18 protein-coding genes are annotated in these 21,195 nt (G+C 48.6%); 6 read left to right on the top strand and 12 right to left on the bottom strand.

Going from position 1 to position 21,195, the window contains the following annotated elements:
- Window positions 1–89 precede the first annotated feature (89 nt).
- From AABK39_RS05885 to AABK39_RS05870, 4 genes are all read right to left on the bottom strand, one after another.
- Window positions 90–749 carry a hypothetical protein gene (locus AABK39_RS05885; protein WP_338393987.1) on the bottom strand — a complete coding sequence of 220 codons (660 nt, stop codon included), beginning with the start codon at window positions 747–749 and terminating at the stop codon, window positions 90–92.
- 343 nt (window positions 750–1,092) lie between these two features.
- A complete protein-coding gene (locus tag AABK39_RS05880; RefSeq protein WP_338393986.1) occupies window positions 1,093–2,328 on the bottom strand; it encodes a bifunctional 3,4-dihydroxy-2-butanone-4-phosphate synthase/GTP cyclohydrolase II in 1,236 nt (411 codons plus the stop codon).
- A 222-nt stretch (window positions 2,329–2,550) separates the two neighbouring features.
- Window positions 2,551–4,560 (bottom strand): DNA primase, encoded by a 2,010-nt coding sequence (gene dnaG, locus AABK39_RS05875; RefSeq protein WP_338393985.1) that lies wholly within the window; start codon window positions 4,558–4,560, stop codon window positions 2,551–2,553.
- A gap of 537 nt (window positions 4,561–5,097) precedes the next feature.
- The gene (locus AABK39_RS05870; protein ID WP_338393984.1) at window positions 5,098–5,838 is read right to left on the bottom strand and encodes a hypothetical protein; all 741 of its coding nucleotides are present in this window, start codon (window positions 5,836–5,838) and stop codon (window positions 5,098–5,100) included.
- A gap of 131 nt (window positions 5,839–5,969) precedes the next feature.
- On the opposite strand from AABK39_RS05870, the gene AABK39_RS05865 reads away from it, so the two are divergent.
- Complete coding sequence (locus AABK39_RS05865; RefSeq protein WP_338391669.1) at window positions 5,970–6,893, top strand: IS982 family transposase; 924 nt, start codon at window positions 5,970–5,972, stop codon at window positions 6,891–6,893.
- Between the two features lie 317 nt (window positions 6,894–7,210).
- Here the strand turns inward: AABK39_RS05865 and AABK39_RS05860 are convergent, their stop codons facing one another.
- Genes AABK39_RS05860 through xerD form a run of 3 tightly spaced genes read right to left on the bottom strand, consistent with a single transcriptional unit; the run spans window position 7,211 to window position 10,155 of the window.
- Window positions 7,211–7,831 (bottom strand): hypothetical protein, encoded by a 621-nt coding sequence (locus tag AABK39_RS05860; RefSeq protein WP_338393983.1) that lies wholly within the window; start codon window positions 7,829–7,831, stop codon window positions 7,211–7,213.
- A 9-nt stretch (window positions 7,832–7,840) separates the two neighbouring features.
- A complete protein-coding gene (locus AABK39_RS05855; protein WP_338393982.1) occupies window positions 7,841–9,220 on the bottom strand; it encodes a M28 family peptidase in 1,380 nt (459 codons plus the stop codon).
- A 35-nt stretch (window positions 9,221–9,255) separates the two neighbouring features.
- Window positions 9,256–10,155, bottom strand: coding sequence for a site-specific tyrosine recombinase XerD (xerD, locus tag AABK39_RS05850; RefSeq protein WP_338394671.1), 900 nt, complete (start codon window positions 10,153–10,155; stop codon window positions 9,256–9,258).
- Window positions 10,156–10,305: 150 nt separating this feature from the next.
- Here xerD and aroQ point away from each other — a divergent pair, with 150 nt between their 5' ends.
- Both aroQ and AABK39_RS05840 read left to right on the top strand, forming a co-directional pair.
- On the top strand, window positions 10,306–10,731 hold the full coding sequence (gene aroQ, locus AABK39_RS05845; RefSeq protein ID WP_338393981.1) for a type II 3-dehydroquinate dehydratase: 426 nt from the start codon (window positions 10,306–10,308) through the stop codon (window positions 10,729–10,731).
- A 149-nt stretch (window positions 10,732–10,880) separates the two neighbouring features.
- A complete protein-coding gene (locus AABK39_RS05840) occupies window positions 10,881–11,612 on the top strand; it encodes a hypothetical protein (protein WP_338393980.1) in 732 nt (243 codons plus the stop codon).
- A 192-nt stretch (window positions 11,613–11,804) separates the two neighbouring features.
- Here AABK39_RS05840 and AABK39_RS05835 read toward each other — a convergent pair whose 3' ends face one another.
- Window positions 11,805–12,062 carry a DUF2492 family protein gene (locus tag AABK39_RS05835; RefSeq protein WP_338393979.1) on the bottom strand — a complete coding sequence of 86 codons (258 nt, stop codon included), beginning with the start codon at window positions 12,060–12,062 and terminating at the stop codon, window positions 11,805–11,807.
- A 255-nt stretch (window positions 12,063–12,317) separates the two neighbouring features.
- Here AABK39_RS05835 and AABK39_RS05830 point away from each other — a divergent pair, with 255 nt between their 5' ends.
- The gene (locus AABK39_RS05830) at window positions 12,318–12,911 is read left to right on the top strand and encodes a Crp/Fnr family transcriptional regulator (RefSeq protein WP_338393978.1); all 594 of its coding nucleotides are present in this window, start codon (window positions 12,318–12,320) and stop codon (window positions 12,909–12,911) included.
- Window positions 12,912–12,962: 51 nt separating this feature from the next.
- Here the strand turns inward: AABK39_RS05830 and AABK39_RS05825 are convergent, their stop codons facing one another.
- The 3 genes from AABK39_RS05825 to dxs all read right to left on the bottom strand — a co-directional run bounded on the left by AABK39_RS05825 (window position 12,963) and on the right by dxs (window position 16,628).
- Window positions 12,963–13,694, bottom strand: a complete 732-nt coding sequence (locus AABK39_RS05825; protein ID WP_338393977.1) for an SDR family NAD(P)-dependent oxidoreductase — start codon at window positions 13,692–13,694, stop codon at window positions 12,963–12,965.
- 170 nt (window positions 13,695–13,864) lie between these two features.
- Entirely contained in the window at window positions 13,865–14,641 is a 777-nt protein-coding gene (locus AABK39_RS05820; RefSeq protein WP_338393976.1) for an alpha/beta fold hydrolase, read from the bottom strand.
- Window positions 14,642–14,708: 67 nt separating this feature from the next.
- Window positions 14,709–16,628: a 1-deoxy-D-xylulose-5-phosphate synthase gene (gene dxs / locus AABK39_RS05815; protein ID WP_338393975.1), complete on the bottom strand. Its 1,920-nt coding sequence runs from the start codon at window positions 16,626–16,628 to the stop codon at window positions 14,709–14,711.
- Window positions 16,629–16,949: 321 nt separating this feature from the next.
- Here dxs and AABK39_RS05810 point away from each other — a divergent pair, with 321 nt between their 5' ends.
- Window positions 16,950–17,387: a peptidylprolyl isomerase gene (locus tag AABK39_RS05810; protein ID WP_338393974.1), complete on the top strand. Its 438-nt coding sequence runs from the start codon at window positions 16,950–16,952 to the stop codon at window positions 17,385–17,387.
- Window positions 17,388–17,465: 78 nt separating this feature from the next.
- On the opposite strand, the gene AABK39_RS05805 is transcribed toward AABK39_RS05810, so the two are convergent.
- Window positions 17,466–17,942 (bottom strand): hypothetical protein, encoded by a 477-nt coding sequence (locus AABK39_RS05805; RefSeq protein ID WP_338393973.1) that lies wholly within the window; start codon window positions 17,940–17,942, stop codon window positions 17,466–17,468.
- A 192-nt stretch (window positions 17,943–18,134) separates the two neighbouring features.
- Here AABK39_RS05805 and AABK39_RS05800 point away from each other — a divergent pair, with 192 nt between their 5' ends.
- On the top strand, window positions 18,135–21,191 hold the full coding sequence (locus AABK39_RS05800) for a hypothetical protein (RefSeq protein WP_338393972.1): 3,057 nt from the start codon (window positions 18,135–18,137) through the stop codon (window positions 21,189–21,191).
- The last annotated feature ends 4 nt before the right edge of the window (window positions 21,192–21,195 follow it).

Here is a 21,195-nt window from a genome sequence, read left to right as displayed (position 1 = left end):
TATGCCGGGGTTTTCGGTTTGGCACAAAGTAAAACGTAACAAATTCAAGTAGTCCGTTCTTTAGCGATATTCAATGGTCTCACTTTGGTTTATCTTCTGGCTCCAGATTCCTCCAGATCATTATAATACGCCACTAGCCTTACCAAATCCTCTTGCTTTGTCAGCTTAAGCTTATTTCGCTTCATGTACCTCTTGATCTCCGACGAGTGTTTGCGCATGCTTTGCAACAGGTCCTTCTTACGCATGGTTACGGGCCGTATATCGCCTTTCATATTCAGGATATAGTAGTCGAAAACCAATTTCTTTTCCGTAACGGTAAAGTAAGGCTGTTGGCTGTAGTAAGACGAATAACCCGAATTGTGAATCGTCGTCTCTTCCGCTACTTTCTCCCTCGAAAGCAAAGTCAAAGGGCCTTCGTACAAGACTTCAAACAAATAAGGCACCTTGTAATTATCCCTGACAGCGTAAGGCAACGCGAAGAACTCCCGGTAGGTATCGGAAGTCACGTCATGGATCTCAAAATTCAGGATTTTTCGGGTACTGTAACTAAAAATTGTCCCTTTGTGGCGTAAAAGGGCCGCGTTATTATCGAAATCGTATTTTATCTGGGCTTTGAGCGTGTCGCCGGACATCAGAACCATATAGCCTTTGTGCCAAAGTTCTGAAGGAAAAAGGCGATCACTGCGTTGAGCTAAGCCCATCGTGGCAAACAGCATGGCCATCAAGACAAATCCGTATTTACTCTTCATAAGAACTGTTCTTTCCTTTTGTCAAAATGCGTATGCGTGGATTTTTCCCCTTGCAGGGCCGGGGCACTCACAGTATTAACGAACCGTGAAAACGAACTGATTAGATTCCGCAAGAATAAATCCCTTTTCCGAATGGAAATCAGTTAAAAGTCCGCATTAATATCCCATAAAAGGCGGGAACTATCAAATCGAGCCTTTAAAAACATTTAAAAATTAGTATTCTACCAATCCGTGAAACCAAAACGATAACGGTCCGCCCTATATGCGCCCCGTTTAAAGACACCTGAATAAACCTCCGCGCAGCACAAAAACAAAAAAGGCGCACTAGGCGCCTTTTCTTATTTTATTTATCGTCGTTTTCCTCATCTCCCAAGATGGTATGGTCCATCTTGTCTCGCTTCGTCTTCAAGTAAGCGATATTATGAGCATTCGGCTTGATTTCGATCTTGATGTTTTCCACGATTTCCAATCCGTAACCGATCAGCCCCACTCTTTTTTTCGGGTTATTCGAAAGCAGTTTCATCTTTTGCACTCCCAAATCCCTGAGAATTTGCGCCCCGATACCGTAATCGCGCAGATCCATATTGAACCCGAGCTTGAGGTTAGCTTCAACGGTATCATAACCCTCTTCCTGAAGCTTGTAAGCGCGCAGTTTGTTCATAAGGCCAATACCGCGACCTTCCTGATTCATATACAGCACCACGCCTTTGCCGGCTTGGTCAACCATTCGGAGAGCCTCATGCAACTGCTCGCCACAATCGCAACGGCAAGAGCCGAATATATCGCCGGTTACGCACGACGAGTGTACGCGAACCAATACGGGCTCGTCTTCGCTCCACTCGCCTTTTACCAAGGCCAAATGCTCTTCGCCAGTATCCACTTGGCGGTAAGCGTAGAGGTCGAAGTCACCGTAAGCGGTAGGCATTTTCACGTCGATCACTCTTTCGATCAACGTCTCGTGCTTTACTCTGTAAGCAATCAAGTCTTTGATAGAAACCAACTTGAACCCGAAACGGTCAGCCACTTTTCGTAGTTCCGGCAAGCGGGCCATTGTACCGTCATCGTTCATAATTTCCACCAATACGCCGGCTGGTTTCAGCCCTGCGAGTCTGGCCAGATCGACAGTGGCCTCAGTATGGCCGGCACGGCGCAACACTCCTCCGTTTTGGGCTTTCAGCGGGAAGATGTGTCCCGGACGCCCAAGGTCTTCGGACTTAGTGGCGGGATCCACCAACGCCTTGATAGTCTTGGCCCTGTCGTGCGCCGAGATGCCCGTAGTACATCCGTGGCCCAACAGGTCAACGGATACCGTAAAGGCCGTCTCGTGCATGGCGTTGCTCTTGCCCACCATCATCTCCAAGCCAAGTTCCTTACAGCGGTCTTCCTCAATGGAAGCGCAGATCAAGCCACGGCCGTGCTTGGCCATGAAGTTGATCGTTTCGGGCGTTACCGTTTCCGCGGCGCAAATAAAATCGCCCTCGTTCTCCCGGTCCTCATCGTCTACCACGATAATGATCTCGCCGCGTCTGATTGCGTCGATAGCTTCCTCTATGGTATCCAGCATTTTTTCTCCAGCCATATCCGACTCCGGTATGTTCGCCCCGCGGGGCAAACTGTTTTGGTTTTCTATTTAACGCTTAACAAATCGGCAGACTGATCTGTCAGACCTTTTCGCCTGTCCTGTATTTGTTACGCTGTTGTTTTCTATATAAACAGGGTTTTGCCGTGGCTCCCCCTACTTTCATTCATTAAAATATGTCCCTGTAATGCGGGACCGCTAAACCTAATACGAAAATAGAGGCTAGCGGTTCAGTGTAACGCCCAAACATTTTCCGATTTCGTTTTCGGCTTTCTTCAACGCCTGAATCACCCTGAGCTGTTCCACCAGCTTGATTTCGTCGGTGATATACCTCAGTTCGGTCATGCTTTCCGACACCATTTTGGTGACCATCCTGAGCTTCAGCCTCAGTATTCCCGTATAGGCGGAATGCCTCAGGTTATCGGGCTCTTGAGTCACGTTGATCTGGTGACGATCCATCCAGTTGGGACTGAGTTGCCACTTCTGGCTTACCACATCCACTATGGCTTTACGGACTTCCTCATCCTCGGTCTGTCCCAACATGGTTTTGGCTTCGGGAACTATGCCTGAAGCCAAGCCTTTTTTGAAAAGCTCAAGCACTTCTTTATAAGCCGGAGTGGTAAACTTGACACCCTCAAGCTCCGAAAGGATATAATCGCAAAGCTTATAGTTTTCCTCAAGCTCATTCAGCCCATAATTGAGCAACAGCCTCAAACTTTCCCTTTCCTGAAGGGCCACCATACGGTCCAACGTCCGGTCTTCCCGCACGGCAGGCATACTCTGCGCTTCCGGCGGGGGAACCAACCCGGCTTCCATCTCGGCCATTATCTCCGGCGGAGGATAGTTCCCTTGTGGAGGCGCTGGCGGAGGTGTCTGCGAACGCTCGGCATAGCGGGCGCGCGTGGCGGCTTTCGACTGGCGGATACTTTCCTCGCGATGCAGGCGGTTCATCTCCTGAAGGAGCACCTTCTCCTCTATTTCCAACAGCCGCGCGCACTCTTTCAGGTAAACGGCGCGCTTTACCGTATCCGGCACTTTGGCCACCGAGCCAACGATGGACTTGATAGTCTCGGCCCGTTTTACGGGATCGCCTTCGCTTTCCTTTACGTACAGCGAAGTCTTGAACGTGATAAAGTCGACGGCCTCTCGTTCCAAATAAGACTGGAACGACTCGCCTCCCAACTTGCGGGCGTAACTATCGGGGTCTTCCCCTTCGGGAAATGCCACCACCCGGACGTTCATGCCTCCGGCCAATATCATATCGATACCGCGGAGCGAGGCTTTGATACCCGCCGCGTCGCCGTCGAAGAGTACGGTCACGTTTTTGGTAAACCTGCCGATCAGCCGGATCTGGTCCTCGGTAAGTGAGGTACCGGATGAGGCCACCACGTTCTCCACCCCGGCCTGATGCAGGGAGATTACGTCGGTATAGCCTTCCACCAAATAGCAGTTGTCCTGCCTTCGGATGCTGTTTTTGGCTTGGTGAATACCGTAGAGGACCTTGCTTTTGACATAGGCCTCGGTCTCGGGCGAGTTAAGGTACTTGGGTTGGTTCTTGTCCGATGTCAGGATCCTGGCGCCAAAGGCTATGGCCTTTCCCGCCAGGTTATGTATCGGAAATACGACACGGCTACGGAAGCGGTCGTAACTTCGCTCCTCTTTGGTGATGATAAGTCCCGCTTTCTCCAGCTGTTCCTCAGTAAAGCCTTTCTCTTTACCGGCCTTGAGCAATCCGTCCCAAGACGACATGGAATAACCGAGCTGGAACTTGCGGATGGTGTCTTCGGTAAAGCCGCGTTCCTTAAAATAGGACAGCCCTACGGACTTGCCCTCGCCGGCTCTCCAAAGGTTTTCCTCAAAATAGGTGCGGCCGAAGTTCAGCGTAACCATCAGGCCGTCTTTCTCCTTCTGGACCAACACCTTGGCCGGATCCTCATCGGTCTCCTCGATATCGATCCCGTATTTCTTGCCCAGATAGCGTATAGCCTCCGGATAGCTGAGCCCTTCCAGCTCCATCACGAAGTTGATGGAATCGCCGGAAGCTCCGCAACCGAAACATTTGTAAATGCCCTTTGCCGGCGCTACGGAAAAGGACGGGGTTTTCTCGTCGTGAAACGGACAGCACGCCCACAGGTTCCCGCCTTTCTTCTTAAGAGTAAGAAAGTCGGAGACCACATCCTCGATGTCGGCCCGTTCACGTATAGTTTGTATGGTATATTGACTTATGCCCAAAGTAAGTGCGGATTTTCGCAGTTTATCGCCCCCTTGTATAGCAGACGACCACAAAGATAGTTAACCCAAAGGTTAATTGCCCGAATTATTCGAGAGTGTGTTTAGCGGAACAGAATCGAGTCTATTCCAATCGCCACCTCAGAACTTGATAAACACAACCAGCATCCTTCGCTCACGATCTCGTACTCAAATTTTTTACGATCGAACTAAGTTTATAACTAATCAGACTGCTCAAATACCTGATCGGACTATATTTCTAACCATTCGGACTGTCCAAATACTCGATCGGACTGCATTTCTAGCCATTCGGACTGCCCAGATACTCGATCGGACTGCATTTCTAGCCATTCGGACTGCCCAGATACTCGATCGGACTATATTTCTGACCATTCGGACTGCCCTAACACCCGATCGGACTGCATTTCAAAGCAGTACCACCAATTAACGAACACTTCTGAAAAAACATTTCATTTATTATAGACTAAAAAAACCAGAGCTTAACCGCTCTGGCTTATATCTTAGGCTAACGCTTTTAGGTTAAGCTTCTGTCTTCGCTTCCTGTGCCTTAACTCTTTTCTTTCTGTAAAAATCACTGGTATAACGCCTCTCCTTATCCTCATTCTTCCAAAACACAAACTTGCCCGTCTCCCGGATTTCGTCAACCGCCATTTTCAGATACGAATTGGCCCGGTCCCGGATGTCTTTGCTCGGTTTCCAAGAAGATCCCCGAATCTCGTTGACCTCGCCCAACAGGGTGCCCGCAGTATTCGACAGTTCCTCGGCGGTATCGAGCTTGGTGGCGTCGAAACCTACCTTGGCCAAGGCCTCCGGATGCGCCTTTCCGAGTACGGAGAGGTCCATCAAGTCCTGAATCAGGTCGGCGTGGCCACTGCCTTTTGATATTTTGCTTACCAAAGAGCGTTCGGCGGGTTGCTTGCGGAAAGCGAAACGGAATGTGTGCAACAGTTCGTCACGCAAGGCGTAAGCTTGGACCGACACCTCTTTCCACTCGGCTTCCGAATCGGTACGGGAACCGTAATCCTTGGTCCAGAGGCCCTGCACATAACGCAAAGCGTCGATCCGGACAGGCAGGCTCTCGATCAGCTCGGCGGTAATGCCGGCCGTAGCCAATGCCTCGGCATCTTCCTTGGCCACTTGATAAAGGTTTTCGGCCTCTTGTACGGCCACATCCACCGGAATTACGGGCGGGCGGACTTCCTCGGCAGACAAAGCCTCCAATTGCGCTTTCAACGCTTCGAAACTCTCTTGGTATGTCATATTGGTTAACGTGAGCTTGGAATTTAACCGACTCAAATACAGTCAGGTAAAGAAGGGATCGTCCAGAAAGATCAATGTTTGAGTATTTGTTTATTTGTGTTTTTGTACAAACCGAATAAACACAACTGGACATGACCGTTCTGGACACTCTCAAATTAACTGAAATTTTCATCGCTTCCGACGATTTCTGCAAACGATTGGACGAGTACCACAAGGAGAAAGGAATCGGAAACCAGAAGAAATCCGGTAGGCCCGCGACGATGAGTGACAGTGAAATCATGACGGTTTTGATATTCTTTCACCTCTCCGGCATCCGGTGTTTCAAGTGGTACTACAACAACGTGCTTATGGTTTACCTGAGAAGCTACTTTCCGGACCTGCCGGACTACACCACTTTCCTTACCGCCTCAAACCGGGTTTTCGCTCCCATGACGCTTTTTATGCAGGCCGTCAGGCTGTCTCCCCGGACAGGCCACAATTACGTGGACTCCAAACCTCTGGCCGTGTGCCACAACAAAAGAATAAAACAACACAGGGTTTTCGCCGGAATCGCCAAACGTGGCAAGAGCTCGATGGGATGGTTCTTCGGGTTTAAGCTCCATGCCGTCATAAACGAATACGGACAGCTGGTCGTCGTCAGGATATCTTCGGGAAATGTATCGGACAACAACCACAAAATGCTCAGGTCACTCACCAAAGACCTGCAAGGGTTCCTCTATGGGGACAAAGGGTATATTTCCAAACTCAGGGACGAACTCAGGGGCAAAGGCCTAACCTTGGTCACAAAGCTCAGGAGTAAAATGAGGCCCAAAGAAATGCTTGCCGAAGAGCAAAAACACTATTTGAAGCACAGGCGGCTAATCAAATCGGCGTTCGATATCCTCAAACATGTTTGCCAGATTGAACACTCAAGGCACAGAAGCGTCAAAGGGTTTCTAATCAACACAATAGCCGCGTTACTCGCTTATACTTTCCTTGACAAAACACCTGAATGCCCTAAATTCCCCAAGAAGCTGGGGAAGTGGGATAGGAAGATGACGATTGAACTAATCTAATATTTCGATTCCAAGTTCGCGTTGGTTATGGTTGTTTTAAGGTTTTGGATAATTTTATCTTACATAAATTATGTGTGGGGTTTTAAAAATCCAAACGGAGTGAAACAACCGGGTTTGTTCATGTAATTGGAGGGTGGTAAGGCTGGAGCCTCATATCTTACTGTAAGGCTCCAGCCTTACTCCGCTTCAAACCATCAAAAAAAACGGACTTCTTATCAAGTTTCGATGTAAAACTCCAGCCTCTCGACAACCTGCTTTGGTAATGACATTAATTATTGAGAAGCTGTCACTAGGCAATGCTCTAGGACAGCTTCTTTTTAATACTCTAACTCTTCAGGAAGACCATAAAGCTTCCCAGAAACAATGTTTCTGGCGTTTATGGGAATCTCGTTATTATATCTTTCTTTTAACCGCATTCCTCTGTCCGCTATTTCGGACCAAGACTCTTTAGAATAATAAATATTGTGCATGATTGAAGCTTCGAGTCTTTCCCGTTCACGCACATTTTCCATTTCCACTACAAAAATTTTCATCGCATCCATAAAACCCTGACCTAAAAGACTTATCTCGTCTCTCAAGCTCTCAGGAAAGCTTTCGTACAGCTTCTTGTGTTCTTTTGAAAATGAAAAGCCATGCCATTTCTCTACTCGTTTTTCTTTAGACAGACTGTCAAGGTCTAAAATGGTATATTTCCCGCCCCTAAATGCGTAAAAATGACTTTTAAACCTCGACTTTGTTGATTTTGTGACACCGGCTAAGTAAACAACATAACCATCCCTAAACGGAAATGTCCACAAATAAACCCCACTTGTATTTGGCAGGTCTGTCGCTCCCTTAACTACAGACCACGAAAACGGACCTCTCCAACTCAACTCCTTTCGTTCAACAATATCGTCTCCTCTATTAAAGCATTTAAAACCTGTTATCTCTCTATCCATAACGACACTTCAATTCACAACTCCAAACTCATACTTATCAATCAAATACAACAAAGAGGCGATAGAGGCCGAACCCAATTCCAACTCACGGCGGTCTACGTTCTCAAAAACATCATTGTCAGAGTGATGGTACTGGAAATAGCGCTGGGGATCGGGCAGGAAACCGATCAGGGTTTGTTCTCCGTATTTTTTTAGGGGATTGATGTCTACGCCTCCGTAGCCTTTGCGCATCACGTGAAGGTTGTAGGGCTTCAGCAGGTCTTCGATCTTTTGTTGTTGCAAAAAGGCGAATCGGCTTTGCGGCGCATCTACCGAAAAGCCCCGGGGTACCAATCCTCCACGGTCGCTTTCCAACGCTGCCAAATGTTTCTCTCCTTTTTGGGTCGATTGTTTGGCGTAAGTCTCGCCTCCTCGGTTGCCGTTTTCCTCATTCATAAAGAGGATGCAACGCAAGGTGTTGTTGGGTCGTATACCGAAGCGTTTGAACAGGCGGATGGCTTCCATCGAGTGTACTACGCCGGCTCCGTCGTCGTGGGCGCCTTCGCCTTTGTCCCAACTATCGAGATGTCCGCCTACCAGCAGGATTCTCTCGGGATTGCGCTTGCCTTTCAGTTCCGCAATTACGTTGTAAGACGTTACGTCGGGCAGGGTTTGGCAATCCATAGCCATTTTAGCCTTTTGTGGGGTGCCAGTGCGGAGTTGTTTTTCCAGATAGTCGGCGTCGTTGGTGGAAATGGCCATCGCGGGAATCTTCACCGCGCCTTTGGCGTAGCCCATGCTTCCCGTATGCGGAAAATCGTCATGCTCGCTGGCCAACGAACGGATCACAACGGCTTTGGCCCCGTATTCGGAGGCGTTGGAAGCCCCGCGGTAACGATAAGACCCGCACGCACTGTAGGCGTGAAAGGTATCGATGAGTTTGGGATCCAGCGGAGCGTTGATAAACACGATCTTGCCCTTGATTTTGCTTTTGCCCAGCTTTTCGAGTTCCTCAAAATCCCGGACTTCTATGATCTCGCCTTCCAACACACCATCCGTACCGACCGATCCGCCAAGGGAGCAGGCTCTAAGGCTCTTGCCGTTGACCGAAAAGGTTTCCACCTGTCCCCTCTCCCAGCGGGGCACTTTTACTTCTTGCAGATAAACGGTGTCAAGGCCGTAAGACTTTAGCTTGGCATAAGCCCACTTTACGGCTTTCTCCGCTTCTGGCGATCCGCTGAGTCTCGCACCTATGTTTTTACACAGTTCCCGGAGATTGTTATGCGATTCGCTTACGGTAAGGGTTTCGTCAAAGAACCGGCGAATGGTTAGGGAATCTTTTTGGTTTTGGGCTTGCCCCCAGAGACATTGGCAGAGGATCAGGGCCAAGAAAAATACTTTTTTGGTCATGGTTTGGGTGGTTGTGTCGCAAACATCCGCCAGACTTAGCTACGCGGATGGTATTCGTGTATGACTTGTTGCAGATATTCTTTGTCGAGGTGCGTGTAGATCTCGGTAGTCGTAATCGATTCGTGCCCGAGCATATCCTGTACCGCCCTTAGGTCGGCTCCGCCCTCTATCAAGTGCGTGGCGAACGAATGCCGGAAGGTGTGCGGGCTTACTTTCTTCTTGAGGTTGATCGCTACGGCCAGACGCTTGATAATGGTAAAGATCATGACACGCGTAAGTTGCGCTCCGCGCCGGTTGAGGAAGACGTAGTTCTCGTGGCCGGGTTTTACGGTCATATTTCCCCTGACTTCTTCCAGATAAGTGCGGATAGAGTTAATCGCTCCCTTTCCGATGGGGACCAAACGCTCTTTGTTGCCTTTTCCGAGGATTTTCACAAAGCCGATATCATAGAAAATATTGGTCAGCTTCATGTTCACCAATTCCGACACGCGCAAACCGGAGCTGTACAGCGTCTCGATAATGGCCTTGTTACGTATTCCCTCATCGGTAGACATATCTATAGCCGATATCAGGTTGTCGATCTCATGCACTTCCAGCGTATCGGGGATTTTTCGTCCCGTTTTCGGCGCCTCGATCAGTTCGGTCGGGTCTATCTCAATATATTCGTCAAAGAGCAGGTATTTGTAAAAGGCCTTTACGCCCGAAAGTATCCGCGCTTGGGAATTGACGCTCATGCCGAGCCTGAATATGTACGTCAGGAAGTTTTCTACATTATTGGCGCTTATTTCCAGCGGGCCTTTCTTCCACCCCGCCATGTCCGCGTATTGATATAGCTTGGTAACGTCGCTGGTATAGGCCATCACAGAATTGTCGGCCATGGCGCGCTCAAGCTTTATGTAATCCGAAAAGTTTTTTATCGCAGTATCCCACTCCATTTGGGCAATATAAGAAAAAAGGCCTTCCAGATACAAGCTCAGTGTTTTTCTATACCAAATACCTTTTGGCATTCATTTTCGATTAGTGTAAATTTCACGGAAAACCCATTTCTGAAACCGGGGGACGCCATTCCCGCAAAGTTTTTTATCATGAACATCATCATCATCAACGGGCCAAACCTGAACCTTCTAGGCGTCAGGGAGAAAACGATCTACGGTAGCCGGTCTTTCGAGGACTACATTCCCGAATTGCGTGAAAAATACACCGATATTACGTTGGGCTATTTCCAGTCGAACCACGAAGGCAAAATCATCGACAAAATCCATGAAATCGGTTTTTCCTATGACGGAATAATTCTGAACGCCGGCGCTTACACGCACACTTCGATAGCCATTGCCGACGCTATTGCGGCCGTGAACACTCCTGTGGTGGAGGTTCATATCTCAAACATTCACAAAAGGGAAAAATTCCGCCACCACAGCTACCTTACGCCGAACTGTGTGGGGATTATGGCCGGTTTTGGGCTTGACGGGTACAGGCTGGCCGTCGAATATTTCGTGAATAACAAGGCTTGATTTTTTTCGAAAAAATCCGAAACGCTGGATTAGGGTTTTCTTGCGTTTCGGATTATTTTTTTGTCGCTACGCAACCTTTCCTGCTTTATACACATCATCCCGATAGTATTACAGGAATTATTTTTTGGTTTTAAACACTCAAAACAAACATGAGAAGGTTATTATTTATTGCTATTTTTATAGCTACCCAAACCGCATTGTTCGCAGGCACAGGCCACACAATCAAAGGCGAACCGAAACAAGAGCAAAACCCAATTGCGAACGAAACCACCTCAGTTGGTTCAGAATTTACCGCCGGGACCAAGACAAGCTTGGGATACAAGAAACAAGACAGTGAGTTATTTCAGGACTTGGACCAGAATTACGACAATCAGTTAGGCTTTATCCTAAACGGTCTGGACCCGAAAGGGGTCATCTTCAAATTGGGTCACCGAAGAAGCAAATTCAGATTTCAGGCATCCAATTTTTCATTCAGAAAAACAACAAACGAGGACAGTGATCCCGAAACGGAAGAATACGATTACAGAATTGATTTAGGCGTCGGAATAGAGCTGAGACGCCAATTAAGTTCCAGAGTCCAATTTTTCTACGGAGCTGACTTAATCTACTCATACAATAAAATTGGCTGGGAGAAAACAACGCCGGATACGGAAACGTTCGAGTCCGTGAAAAACAACTCAATCGGCATTGCGGGGGTGTTGGGCGCCGAGTACCTCATTGGCCAGCGCTTTTCAATAAGCGCAGAATACAGCCCCAGAATAGCCTTTTCAAACATGAAACGGGAAGACTCCGAAGACACCAGGTATGGCGAGTCCAGCACGGTCAAGACGACACTGGCCGACGACAGCATCCTGAATTTCCTTATATCTTACAGATTCTAGCCTATAAGGGTTGTTAAGTGGTTTTGCGAACCGCTCCGGAACTTTCGGGGCGGTTTTTTCATAAAAAAAGGCCAAGGAACCCACCCCTTGGCCATCGTAACACGATTTTGATCTTTAAACCTATAAATTGCCTTACCGGACGGCTACCGCCCGCCAAGGACTTTGTACATTTGGATACGTGTTTTTCGGATATTATTTTTTGTCGCTATCGCAAAGTTTCAATTGCGGGTGCAGACTTATTTTTTCGCCCTCAAGCACAATCTTGTTCCTATCGAATAGAAACGGGATAACCTCGTCGCAAGGAAACGGGATGCCCGAACAAGCCACAAACTGGACATCATCGCCAAACTGCTTGCGGATGTCACCCATAAGCTCGTCGGCCTCGTAAGTTTTTCCGCTTTCCTGCATCATATAGATGACTTGGTGCACGTGCATGATATTCGGTTCCATATGGTTATATTTTTGTTTTGGTGATTCGAGTAAACAATAAGACGGTATTTTCTCCGGTTGCGTATGATCAAATAGTAAACCCTTTTTCCTAACAACGGGTTTCCGAAAGGTTTATTCCAAAGGATCAAACAGCCCGAATACGCTCTCCGATTTTCATTTCCATAAATACCTTCTTATTTTTAATCATTACAAATTTAAACAGACCTACGCTTGGCTGTTTATGACCCTACGCATACGTACCCAAACTACCTAAGAATGATTACAGAAGAGACGATGATCCGCTATGGCGGACAACTGGTAACGATAAAAAAAGGGGCCATGCTTTTTGACCAAGACGACTCCGCAAAATACTATTTCCAAGTATCGAAAGGCAAGGTCAAGATGTGTAATGTCAACGACGAGGGGAAAGAATTTGTCCAAGGGATTTTTGGACCGGGCGAGAGCTTCGGCGAACCGCCTTTGTTCGCCGATTTCGGCTATCCCGCCGCTGCCGTGGCGCTTACGGAAGCCACGCTTTGGAGGGTGGAGAAGAACAAATTCATCGAACTGCTTCTGGAAAACCCGGAAACGCACCTGGAAGTCACCTTCGCTTTGGCAAAAAGGCTTTATTACAAATCACTGATGCAAAGGGAAATCTCGCAACACCAGCCCGAAAGGAGAATTTTGGCCTTGATCGATTATATGAAAGGCGAAGAGGGACTTAAGGAAGAAGATGACTACGAAGTGCCTATGACACGCCAGCAAGTGGCCGATATGACCGGACTAAGAGTGGAAACCGTTATCCGGACAGTCAAAAAGCTTGAAAAAGAAAATGAGTTAAAAATCAGAAAACACAAAATTGTACGATAAACTCAAAAAAAAACGAAGTCCCGAACCATCGAATTCGGGACTTCGCCATTCTTACTCCGCGGGTTCCCAGAAATCTATGAGAAGATCCCCGAATTCCTCGGGATGCTGAATCACCCTAGCCAACTTTTCCGCCACCGATTCCGGCGAGGCTAATTGCCCTTTCTCTTTCATGTCCACAAAAATCTGCTTGGAGCGGAATCCTTGGCCGTTCGAAGACCTTACCCTGGCCTGCATCTCGGTGTCCACTACGCCGGGAGCGATCGAATAAACGTTCATGTCGCTTTCGTCCAACGCCGTTTCCTGCGCCAGCACCATCCCTAACATATCCAAAGCGGCTTTGGAAGCGCAATAAGACGACCAGCCGTCATATGCGTTACGCGCGGCGCCTGACGAAATATTGATCACGCACTTGGCCACGTTCCGATTTGCGAACAGACGCATAAACGCATTGGTCAAGATCATCGGGGAAGTTACGTTCAGTCGCATCGCATAGTCGATACTTTCATCGCTAATACTTCCCAGATGGCCTATCTCTCCGATAGTCCCAGCGTTGTTGACTAATGTTACGCTCGTGGCGTCATCAGGGACCTCCAACAACGAGTCAACATTCCGCAACAAGGCTGGGATATCGGCCAAATCCGCCTCGACATGCTTATAATTCTGCAGACTCAGCGAATACGCTCTCGATATGCCGATAATGCGGTTATCAGGCGACGCTCCCAGATATTTCGCCAAGGCTTTACCTATTCCCCGGCTAGTTCCAGTTATTATATAATAGTTCATTAGGCAATGAGCTTGGTGTAAATCAATCGATAATCCGGAGCCAAAAGCTCCACTGACCGGGAACGAAAATCCTCCCCTACCACCTCTCTCACATCCGTTTCTCCTAATCTAAATACAAAGTAAATAATAAAGTGTACGTAGACTATTCGCAACTAAACTGCCCACAACCTTTATCGGGTTTTGTCGAGGAATGACCTCAAAGACTTAATACACGCTTCGGGAGCCTCAAACATTCCCATATGCCCTACATTTTCCAAAACCAAAGCGTCCATTTCCGGCACCGAGGCTATCTGCTTACGGCTATCTTCCACTGGGACCGCAAGATCTTCCGCCCCGGCGATAAACAGTTTCGGCCCTTTAAAATCACGCAACACCGCAATGCTCGGCTCACGCTCACGAATAGCCCTAGCGTAATCTACGTACGATTCGTCAGTCGTTTTTCTGACAATCTGGTTTAATTCTTCAATTACAGCTGCCAAACGGTCGTGATTGCCTTCGTAAAACAATCCGTGAATAAAACCTGACAAAACATTTGCCGCTCCATGCTTTTCGACCAAATGGATCGCCTTTGTCCGAAGTATTCTCTTATCCCTTTTATCGGCGAAGGCCGAAGAATGAAAGAGAGCGAACCCAGAAAGGAATTCCGGGTGTTGCCTCACCAACTCCAAAGTGATATACCCACCCATAGAATGGCCTACCAACGCAGGGCTTTCCAACTCCAAGCTTACCATCCATTCGTACAGCTTATGGGCCACTAACTCCAACGTCACGGTTTCCATTTTTTGGCTCTCGCCAAAGCCCGGCAAGTCGGGACAAATAACCCTGTAATCTTTAGACAGTTCAGAAGCTATGTTTTTCCACACTTCATGGGTTTCGCAAAAGCCTGGCAATAATACCACAGGCTTTCCCTCCCCATATTCTACATAAAAGATCCCTTGTTTTTCCATAATAAAAAAAGGATAGCGTTTTTAATTACGCTATCCCGGTTATGTTTTGCTTAAAAATTCATGTCTCTCAGTTTAGTACGGCTTCAGTTCCCACCAAACTCCAAACCGCCTCTTCGATCGCTTCGGTATCATAGCCACATTCTCGGTGTAGTTGGGCCTGTGTACCGTGATCTACAATCCTGTCCGGAATACCCAGACGTTTGACTCTGGCAGAGTAGCCTTTGTCCGCCATAAACTCGATAACGGCACTACCAAAACCGCCCGGCAGACATCCGTCTTCAACCGTTACGACTCTGTCAAAGTTTTCGAATATTTCTACTAACATTTCCTCGTCCAGCGGTTTTGCGAAACGCATATCGTAATGAGCGGGATAAACGCCCTCTTCCGCCAGCTTTTCACATGCCCGCACCGCATAGTTCCCTACATGACCCAAAGTCAGTATAGCCACTCTCTCGCCTTCACGAACCAAACGGCCTTTGCCTATCTGCATTTCTTTCAGTGGCGTTTGCCACTCCGGCATCACTCCAGTACCACGCGGATAGCGGATACAGAAAGCGCCTTCACGTTCCGGCATTTGGGCCGTATACATCATATCACGAAGTTGTTCCTCGTTCATCGGCGCAGCCACCACAATATTAGGCAAGCAACGCATAAACGCGATATCGTAAGCTCCGTGGTGCGTGGCGCCATCGGCTCCCACAACTCCCGCTCTGTCAAGGCAGAAAACCACTGGAAGGTTCTGGATGCAGACGTCGTGGATTACCTGATCATAAGCCCTTTGCATAAAAGAGCTGTAAATATTACAGAAAGGCACCATCCCGTTCGCCGCCAATCCCGCCGAAAACGTTACGGCATGCTGTTCGGCAATACCAACGTCGAAGGTTCGGTCCGGCATCTCCTTCATCATGATGTTCATCGAACAACCGGAAGGCATGGCGGGCGTAATGCCCATTATTTTCTCATTCTGTTTGGCCAGCTCCAATAGCGTATTCCCGAAAACGTCTTGGTATTTCGGCGCCTGAGGACTAATTACGTGTTTCTTATGGATCTCGCCCGTCACTTTGTCAAATGTGCCCGGAGCGTGCCATTTGGTTTGGTCCTTTTCCGCCAATGCGAAGCCTTTACCTTTGGTAGTTACACAGTGGAGGATTTTGGGGCCAGGAATATTTTTAAGATCAGCGAGAACCGAAGTCAAGTGGTCGATATCATGGCCGTCAACCGGTCCGAAATAGCGGAGGTTCAGTGATTCGAAAAGGTTGCTGTGCTTCAGCAAGAAAGACTTTGTGGAAGCCTCCACTTTCGACATGATTTCCTGGGCGTTGACACCGAACTTACTGATCTTGCCAAGGACTTTCCACATATCATCCTTAAGCCTATTGTAAGCCCCAGACGTAGTGATGTCGGTCAGGTAATCCTTGAGCGCCCCCACGTTCGGGTCAATCGACATGCAATTGTCATTCAGGATAATCAGCAAGTTGGAGTTTGACACTCCGGCGTGGTTCATCGCCTCAAATGCCATTCCACCCGTCATCGCACCGTCGCCGATTACGGCTATATGATGGCTGTCCTCTTTTTTATACTCGGAAGCCACGGCCATACCCAAAGCTGCGCCTATAGAAGTGGAAGAGTGTCCAACACCAAACGCGTCGTACTTACTTTCCTTAATCTTGGGGAAGCCCGAAAGTCCACCGTATGTACGGTTAGTATGAAACCTGTCACGCCGGCCGGTCAAGATTTTGTGGCCGTAAGCCTGGTGCCCTACGTCCCACACCAAAGAATCGTCCGGCGTATTAAATACGTAATGCAAAGCCACGGTAAGTTCCACGACGCCAAGGCTGGCACCGAAATGACCGCCATAGACCGAAACCGTGTCAATTATATATTGTCGCAACTCATCGCTCAAGCGAACCAGATCTTTACGGTCAAGTTTTCGTAAATCTTCCGGAGTGTTGACGTCTTTTAGCAAATCCCCTGGCTGTATCAGCATAAGGCTTTTTCAGGTTTGTTAAGGATCCGACACAAAGGCCGGAAGCTATTCATTTTTTGCGGGAACCTCTTTAAAATGACGGCCCATTCATACACGGGCCGGATTTCTACGTAGGTTCATAGCACACAAAAATAGTTGCTTTTTTCAAAAACGAAACGGTAAGTCACCGACAATAATATGCGAAATGACAGAAAAACATCATTCTACGTACATTGAAGCGCACTCACGTACACAACATAAGCAAGCCCAAAGCAAAAAGCTATCCCAAGATTAAATAATTCTGTTTAAATTTACCCGAAACAAAATTCAGAAACATAAGCTATGAAAGCGGAAATCCATACTTCCAAAGGAGTAATGACTGTAGAGTTCTACGACAAGGACGCACCCAACACCGTAGACAACTTCGTAAAACTCTCAAAAAAAGGCTTTTATGACGGATTAAAATTCCACAGAGTAATCCCGGGCTTTGTCGTTCAAGCGGGTTGCCCGGACGGCAACGGTTACGGCGGACCAGGTTACACCATCGATTGCGAACTTACCGGAGACAACCAATACCATGACCGTGGCGTTTTGTCAATGGCCCATACCGGAATGCCTAACACCGGAGGTTCTCAGTTCTTTATCTGCCTGAGTCGCCAACAAACTCAACACCTTGACCGCAAGCACACTTGCTTCGGTAAAGTAATTGAAGGAATCGATATTCTGGATGATATCCGACAAGACGATGTTATCGAAAAAATCGTTGTTATCGAAGACTAAGTTTTCGGTAAGCATAATACAAAAAACGGCCATTCGCACATGCGTTGGCCGTTTCTTTTTTCATCAAAACCTTCATTATTATTTCTTAGCCAGCCTTACATCATATTCGACCGTACCGTTTTGCGTAAGCACAACTACCTTGAACTCACCGTCAAGGTCCATTACGGTCCCCGTAAAATAATCGATCTCGGGAGTGGAAGTTTGGGGAGGAAACATCGGATTGCTTTGGTCTGTAAAAGTCAACGATAATACTTTCGTATCCACATTCAGCGACCAAGTGAACGGCTGTTCAACCCATTCTCCCGATTTATCCGCATTGATTTTCATTGTATTACCAAGAAGCTCTTTTTCAGCCTCCTCTTCCGCTTCTTTGATTTGTTCCGGAGTAAGCGTAGTGCCTTTCAGTACCACATCAGCTTTCGTAAACTCCCAAGTACCCACAACGTTCTGTTCCGTTGGCGCTATTTCTTCATCGTCATCATCGTCACTACAGGCTCCCATTAGGCCGATCACCAACAGGCACGGTAGCCAAAATAGCTTTCCTAGTTTCAACATCTCTTCTAAAGGTTATAGTGTATTACAATAAACAATGCCATAACCGGCTTACTTTTTATATTGTTAAAAGAAAAAATTGCCCTCAAACGTATTTGAGTAGCCTGTTTGATGTTTCAATCCTCCCAGCGACATAAACGCAAAAACGACATTGCCTCCGCCAGTTCAGGCGCAACAGGGGTAATCCAGGCGTTTATGACCAAAGAAGAATTCAGGATTGTCACGCCAGCCAGTAGCTCCACCGGCCAACCCGTCAGCCGGGAGGAACAGTATATTTCCGCTCCTTTCCTGGAGTCCATGGACCAAAAGTTCGCCGAATACAAACTTGCGGTCAAAGAATTCGTCGAGGCGGAAAGGCGTGCCGAAGCGCTCAAAAACGAAACCCTGCTCATCGACACTTCCTTGGCCGGATACCCCTTGGACGAAGAAGCCATAATTCAATACCGTGACCTGACAAACGAAACCGAGCGACTTTCCCCTCACCAAGTACCGTTACTTAGCTATTCTACTATTCAACGACAGCTTGCGAATGCGCGATACCGAGTAAAAGAAGATCTAGAACGCGCAACCAGAAGCCCGTCCCAAAAAGGTCCCGCCTCCAGCCTTCCGGGCAGACACCCGCTTTTTGACACTATCCACAGCGACGAAACCGACCCAAACACCGGGCTTCCTGTTTGGCTCAGTATACCTACGATGCCTGTTGGCCCATTGTCTAGAAGCCTGACGGAATCCACCATTACCGAAGAGGATGTGGATACGGCCTATAAGCAACGATTCTCCAAAATGATTCAGCTGGCTGACATCCTCCGCAACCACGAAAGCTTGCACGCCGACCTAAAGCAACGCCTTAAAGCGGCGGTTCTCGAAAAGCAAAAAACTATTCACAAAAGATTGGAGCTTTTGCATAGGCTGGAACAGGAAATCTTCAGGTGGCATCGTCGTCACCCTATTATACAGATGCCCGAAAACGCCTCCCGTCGCCAGCGCAAAGAGTACCCGAACCCCATGCCCGAATACTTGGCGGGCATGATCTATACATTGGATCGTATTGAGCTGGAACACCAACGCCTTATCGGCGAATTGATACAAGAGCGCATGGACATTTGGGTTCCCGCCGAGGACACCATAGCTGAAATCAATTTAGACGAGGACGGCACCACAGGCCCGCAAACTACTGACGAAGACATACAAACCCTTTGGAAACGTTTAGTATATGATCCAGATGCGCATCATCAAATCTACGATCACCCCATTGGTCCTCCGCCTCCACTCCCAGACGATCCGTTACCGCCGTCTCTTCTTGTTCCCCCACCGATGGATTCGGACGACACATTAAGCGACTCTGATTCCTACGTTAGACAAAAACCTTCTGCCGAGACCTCTTCCCAAACCTTTACGGAGCTCCGAAGAAGGGGCCAATTATTCGATGCGAGCGAAGAGTTTAATATGACTTCCAAGACCCATTCCATGCTCGCCAAGCTTATGACCAGCTACAGTGGCAGAGAGCTTTTAAGGGGCTTGGCCGGAGTTAATTTCAAAGGCGCTGAGGTCGTTTATCATTCAAGGTCGCTACATCCGCTATTGGAAAACCTCACCTTTTACCCTCCTGTATCTTCCCAGCCCATTGGGATACCCAGAACCATAGAAGAGCATGACGGCGAATCCCCTCAGGAGTTGGAGACTCCATACCAAGGAAGCCCCGTTTCCACAGCCACTGTCCCCGACGAAGTAGCGACTCCCCGGCCCCTGCCTGTTCTGGTTTCCTTTAATGAAGAAACCGACTCCGTTATGCCAGCGGAAGGCCAAACCGTGTACTATGCGAACTACACCGACACGCCAAACCTAGTTATGCCCAAGTCCAGTGTCTTGACCCCTCGCGGGTATGTTAACCCCGGCGACGACACGGAAAACGCTGTTGACGTATTTCGTAGAACTGTCCCGCACGAACAGCGTCAACACCAAGGCATACAGGAAGTCTGCTACCGGAAAGATACCTTTGGCGCTCCCTATAAGATCAACATCTGCCCGCTACGGCCACAGGACGACAGGCCTCATTTCTCTGACGACCTCGGTTACCACCTTCTCTTTCCAAAAGAAGGTTTACACACACCCATACCCACCCTCAACCCCAGAGAGACCGTCGAGCTCCGGTTTCCGGAGGAACTCCTCCACGCTTCCCTTTTTGCGGAAGGCCCGACCATTCCCGGCAAGAAACGGCGTGAGCCCGGCTTACCTACGCTTACTATTCACACCCCGGCCATGCATTTCGCCAACGCGCTAATGCCCGCCGTGGCCGCCAACAACCACGCCCACCTCGAACGCACCCAGTTCGAGATGGCCCGCGAGTTTGAGAACAATCTCCGGCGTGACTTCTACCTCCCGGCCCGAACTTCGGACACCTTCCATACGCCTTCCGCCAATATGATTATGATCCGCACCGGATCGGGGTCGCCCGGAAGTCCGGGATCGCCTAGCGCTTCGCCCGAGGTCCCTAGCCGTTTGGAGCGCGAACGCAAACGGATTTCCGACGAGGAATACGTCCGCAAGCGCGCGCGTGAGACCAGGCCTAGCATCCTCAGTTATATGACCGCGGAACTGGAACGAAACGGCTTGTCGCAAGAAAATCCCAACCGCATCTGGTTCACACCCAGAGAACACCTTGATCCCTCTTTCTGGCACAGCAAGGCCGAATGCGACAAAATGATGGCCGAGGTTATGGAGTTTGTTGATGATTGCGCCGCCGAAGATTATGAGGGGGTCATGCATGCCTGCGAGCAATGGGAAATCGAAAAAAAAATGGCCCCCATAACCAGAGCCCTCGCCAGCAATCCCGCCAAGAACCAAGTTTTTAAGCTCCTTTACCGCCAAGAGGAGGCCGCCAGCCTTGACAAAACCGAAAGGAACCGCGAACAAGAAGCTTGGGAACAGGAACAAAGCGCCGAAGAAGACTTCCAACGCCAAGAGACCATACGGCGTGTTTTGCCTCAGCTCAAAAACGCTTGCAGAAGATTACAGCAAAGCGTCCGCGAGGAAAGGGGCCACTATACGCCCCACCACCACGGCTCCGCCACTCCGGTAGCCAACGAGGCGTCCATCAAAAACACTTTTGATTGGCAAGAACTCCTGCGCCAACGCCAAAGCGACGAATACGGCGCCAGATTCCAAGAGGTAGCGCACCTTATCCGTCAATTACGCATCCTTCACACTGGACGAACCAAGCCGGAAGCCCGTCCAAACTCCCCCGTTGCCTGATAAT

This window comes from Fulvitalea axinellae (assembly GCF_036492835.1).
Taxonomy (GTDB): domain Bacteria; phylum Bacteroidota; class Bacteroidia; order Cytophagales; family Cyclobacteriaceae; genus Fulvitalea; species Fulvitalea axinellae.
Note: the sequence above shows the minus strand (reverse complement) of the source record. Positions and strands in the feature narration are given on the sequence as shown.

Excerpts from the sequence above, each read along its gene's own strand:
- AABK39_RS05865 (WP_338391669.1), top strand. The coding sequence starts at position 5,970 with ATGACCGTTCTGGACACTCTCAAATTAACTGAAATTTTCATCGCTTCC.
- aroQ (WP_338393981.1), top strand. The coding sequence starts at position 10,306 with ATGAACATCATCATCATCAACGGGCCAAACCTGAACCTTCTAGGCGTC.
- AABK39_RS05810 (WP_338393974.1), top strand. The coding sequence starts at position 16,950 with ATGAAAGCGGAAATCCATACTTCCAAAGGAGTAATGACTGTAGAGTTC.
- xerD (WP_338394671.1), bottom strand. The coding sequence starts at position 10,155 with ATGGAGTGGGATACTGCGATAAAAAACTTTTCGGATTACATAAAGCTT.
- AABK39_RS05830 (WP_338393978.1), top strand. The coding sequence starts at position 12,318 with ATGATTACAGAAGAGACGATGATCCGCTATGGCGGACAACTGGTAACG.
- AABK39_RS05820 (WP_338393976.1), bottom strand. The coding sequence starts at position 14,641 with ATGGAAAAACAAGGGATCTTTTATGTAGAATATGGGGAGGGAAAGCCT.
- AABK39_RS05880 (WP_338393986.1), bottom strand. The coding sequence starts at position 2,328 with ATGGCTGGAGAAAAAATGCTGGATACCATAGAGGAAGCTATCGACGCA.
- AABK39_RS05885 (WP_338393987.1), bottom strand. The coding sequence starts at position 749 with ATGAAGAGTAAATACGGATTTGTCTTGATGGCCATGCTGTTTGCCACG.
- AABK39_RS05805 (WP_338393973.1), bottom strand. The coding sequence starts at position 17,942 with ATGTTGAAACTAGGAAAGCTATTTTGGCTACCGTGCCTGTTGGTGATC.
- AABK39_RS05800 (WP_338393972.1), top strand. The coding sequence starts at position 18,135 with ATGACCAAAGAAGAATTCAGGATTGTCACGCCAGCCAGTAGCTCCACC.
- AABK39_RS05860 (WP_338393983.1), bottom strand. The coding sequence starts at position 7,831 with ATGGATAGAGAGATAACAGGTTTTAAATGCTTTAATAGAGGAGACGAT.
- AABK39_RS05840 (WP_338393980.1), top strand. The coding sequence starts at position 10,881 with ATGAGAAGGTTATTATTTATTGCTATTTTTATAGCTACCCAAACCGCA.
- AABK39_RS05855 (WP_338393982.1), bottom strand. The coding sequence starts at position 9,220 with ATGACCAAAAAAGTATTTTTCTTGGCCCTGATCCTCTGCCAATGTCTC.
- AABK39_RS05825 (WP_338393977.1), bottom strand. The coding sequence starts at position 13,694 with ATGAACTATTATATAATAACTGGAACTAGCCGGGGAATAGGTAAAGCC.
- AABK39_RS05835 (WP_338393979.1), bottom strand. The coding sequence starts at position 12,062 with ATGGAACCGAATATCATGCACGTGCACCAAGTCATCTATATGATGCAG.
- AABK39_RS05870 (WP_338393984.1), bottom strand. The coding sequence starts at position 5,838 with ATGACATACCAAGAGAGTTTCGAAGCGTTGAAAGCGCAATTGGAGGCT.
- dxs (WP_338393975.1), bottom strand. The coding sequence starts at position 16,628 with ATGCTGATACAGCCAGGGGATTTGCTAAAAGACGTCAACACTCCGGAA.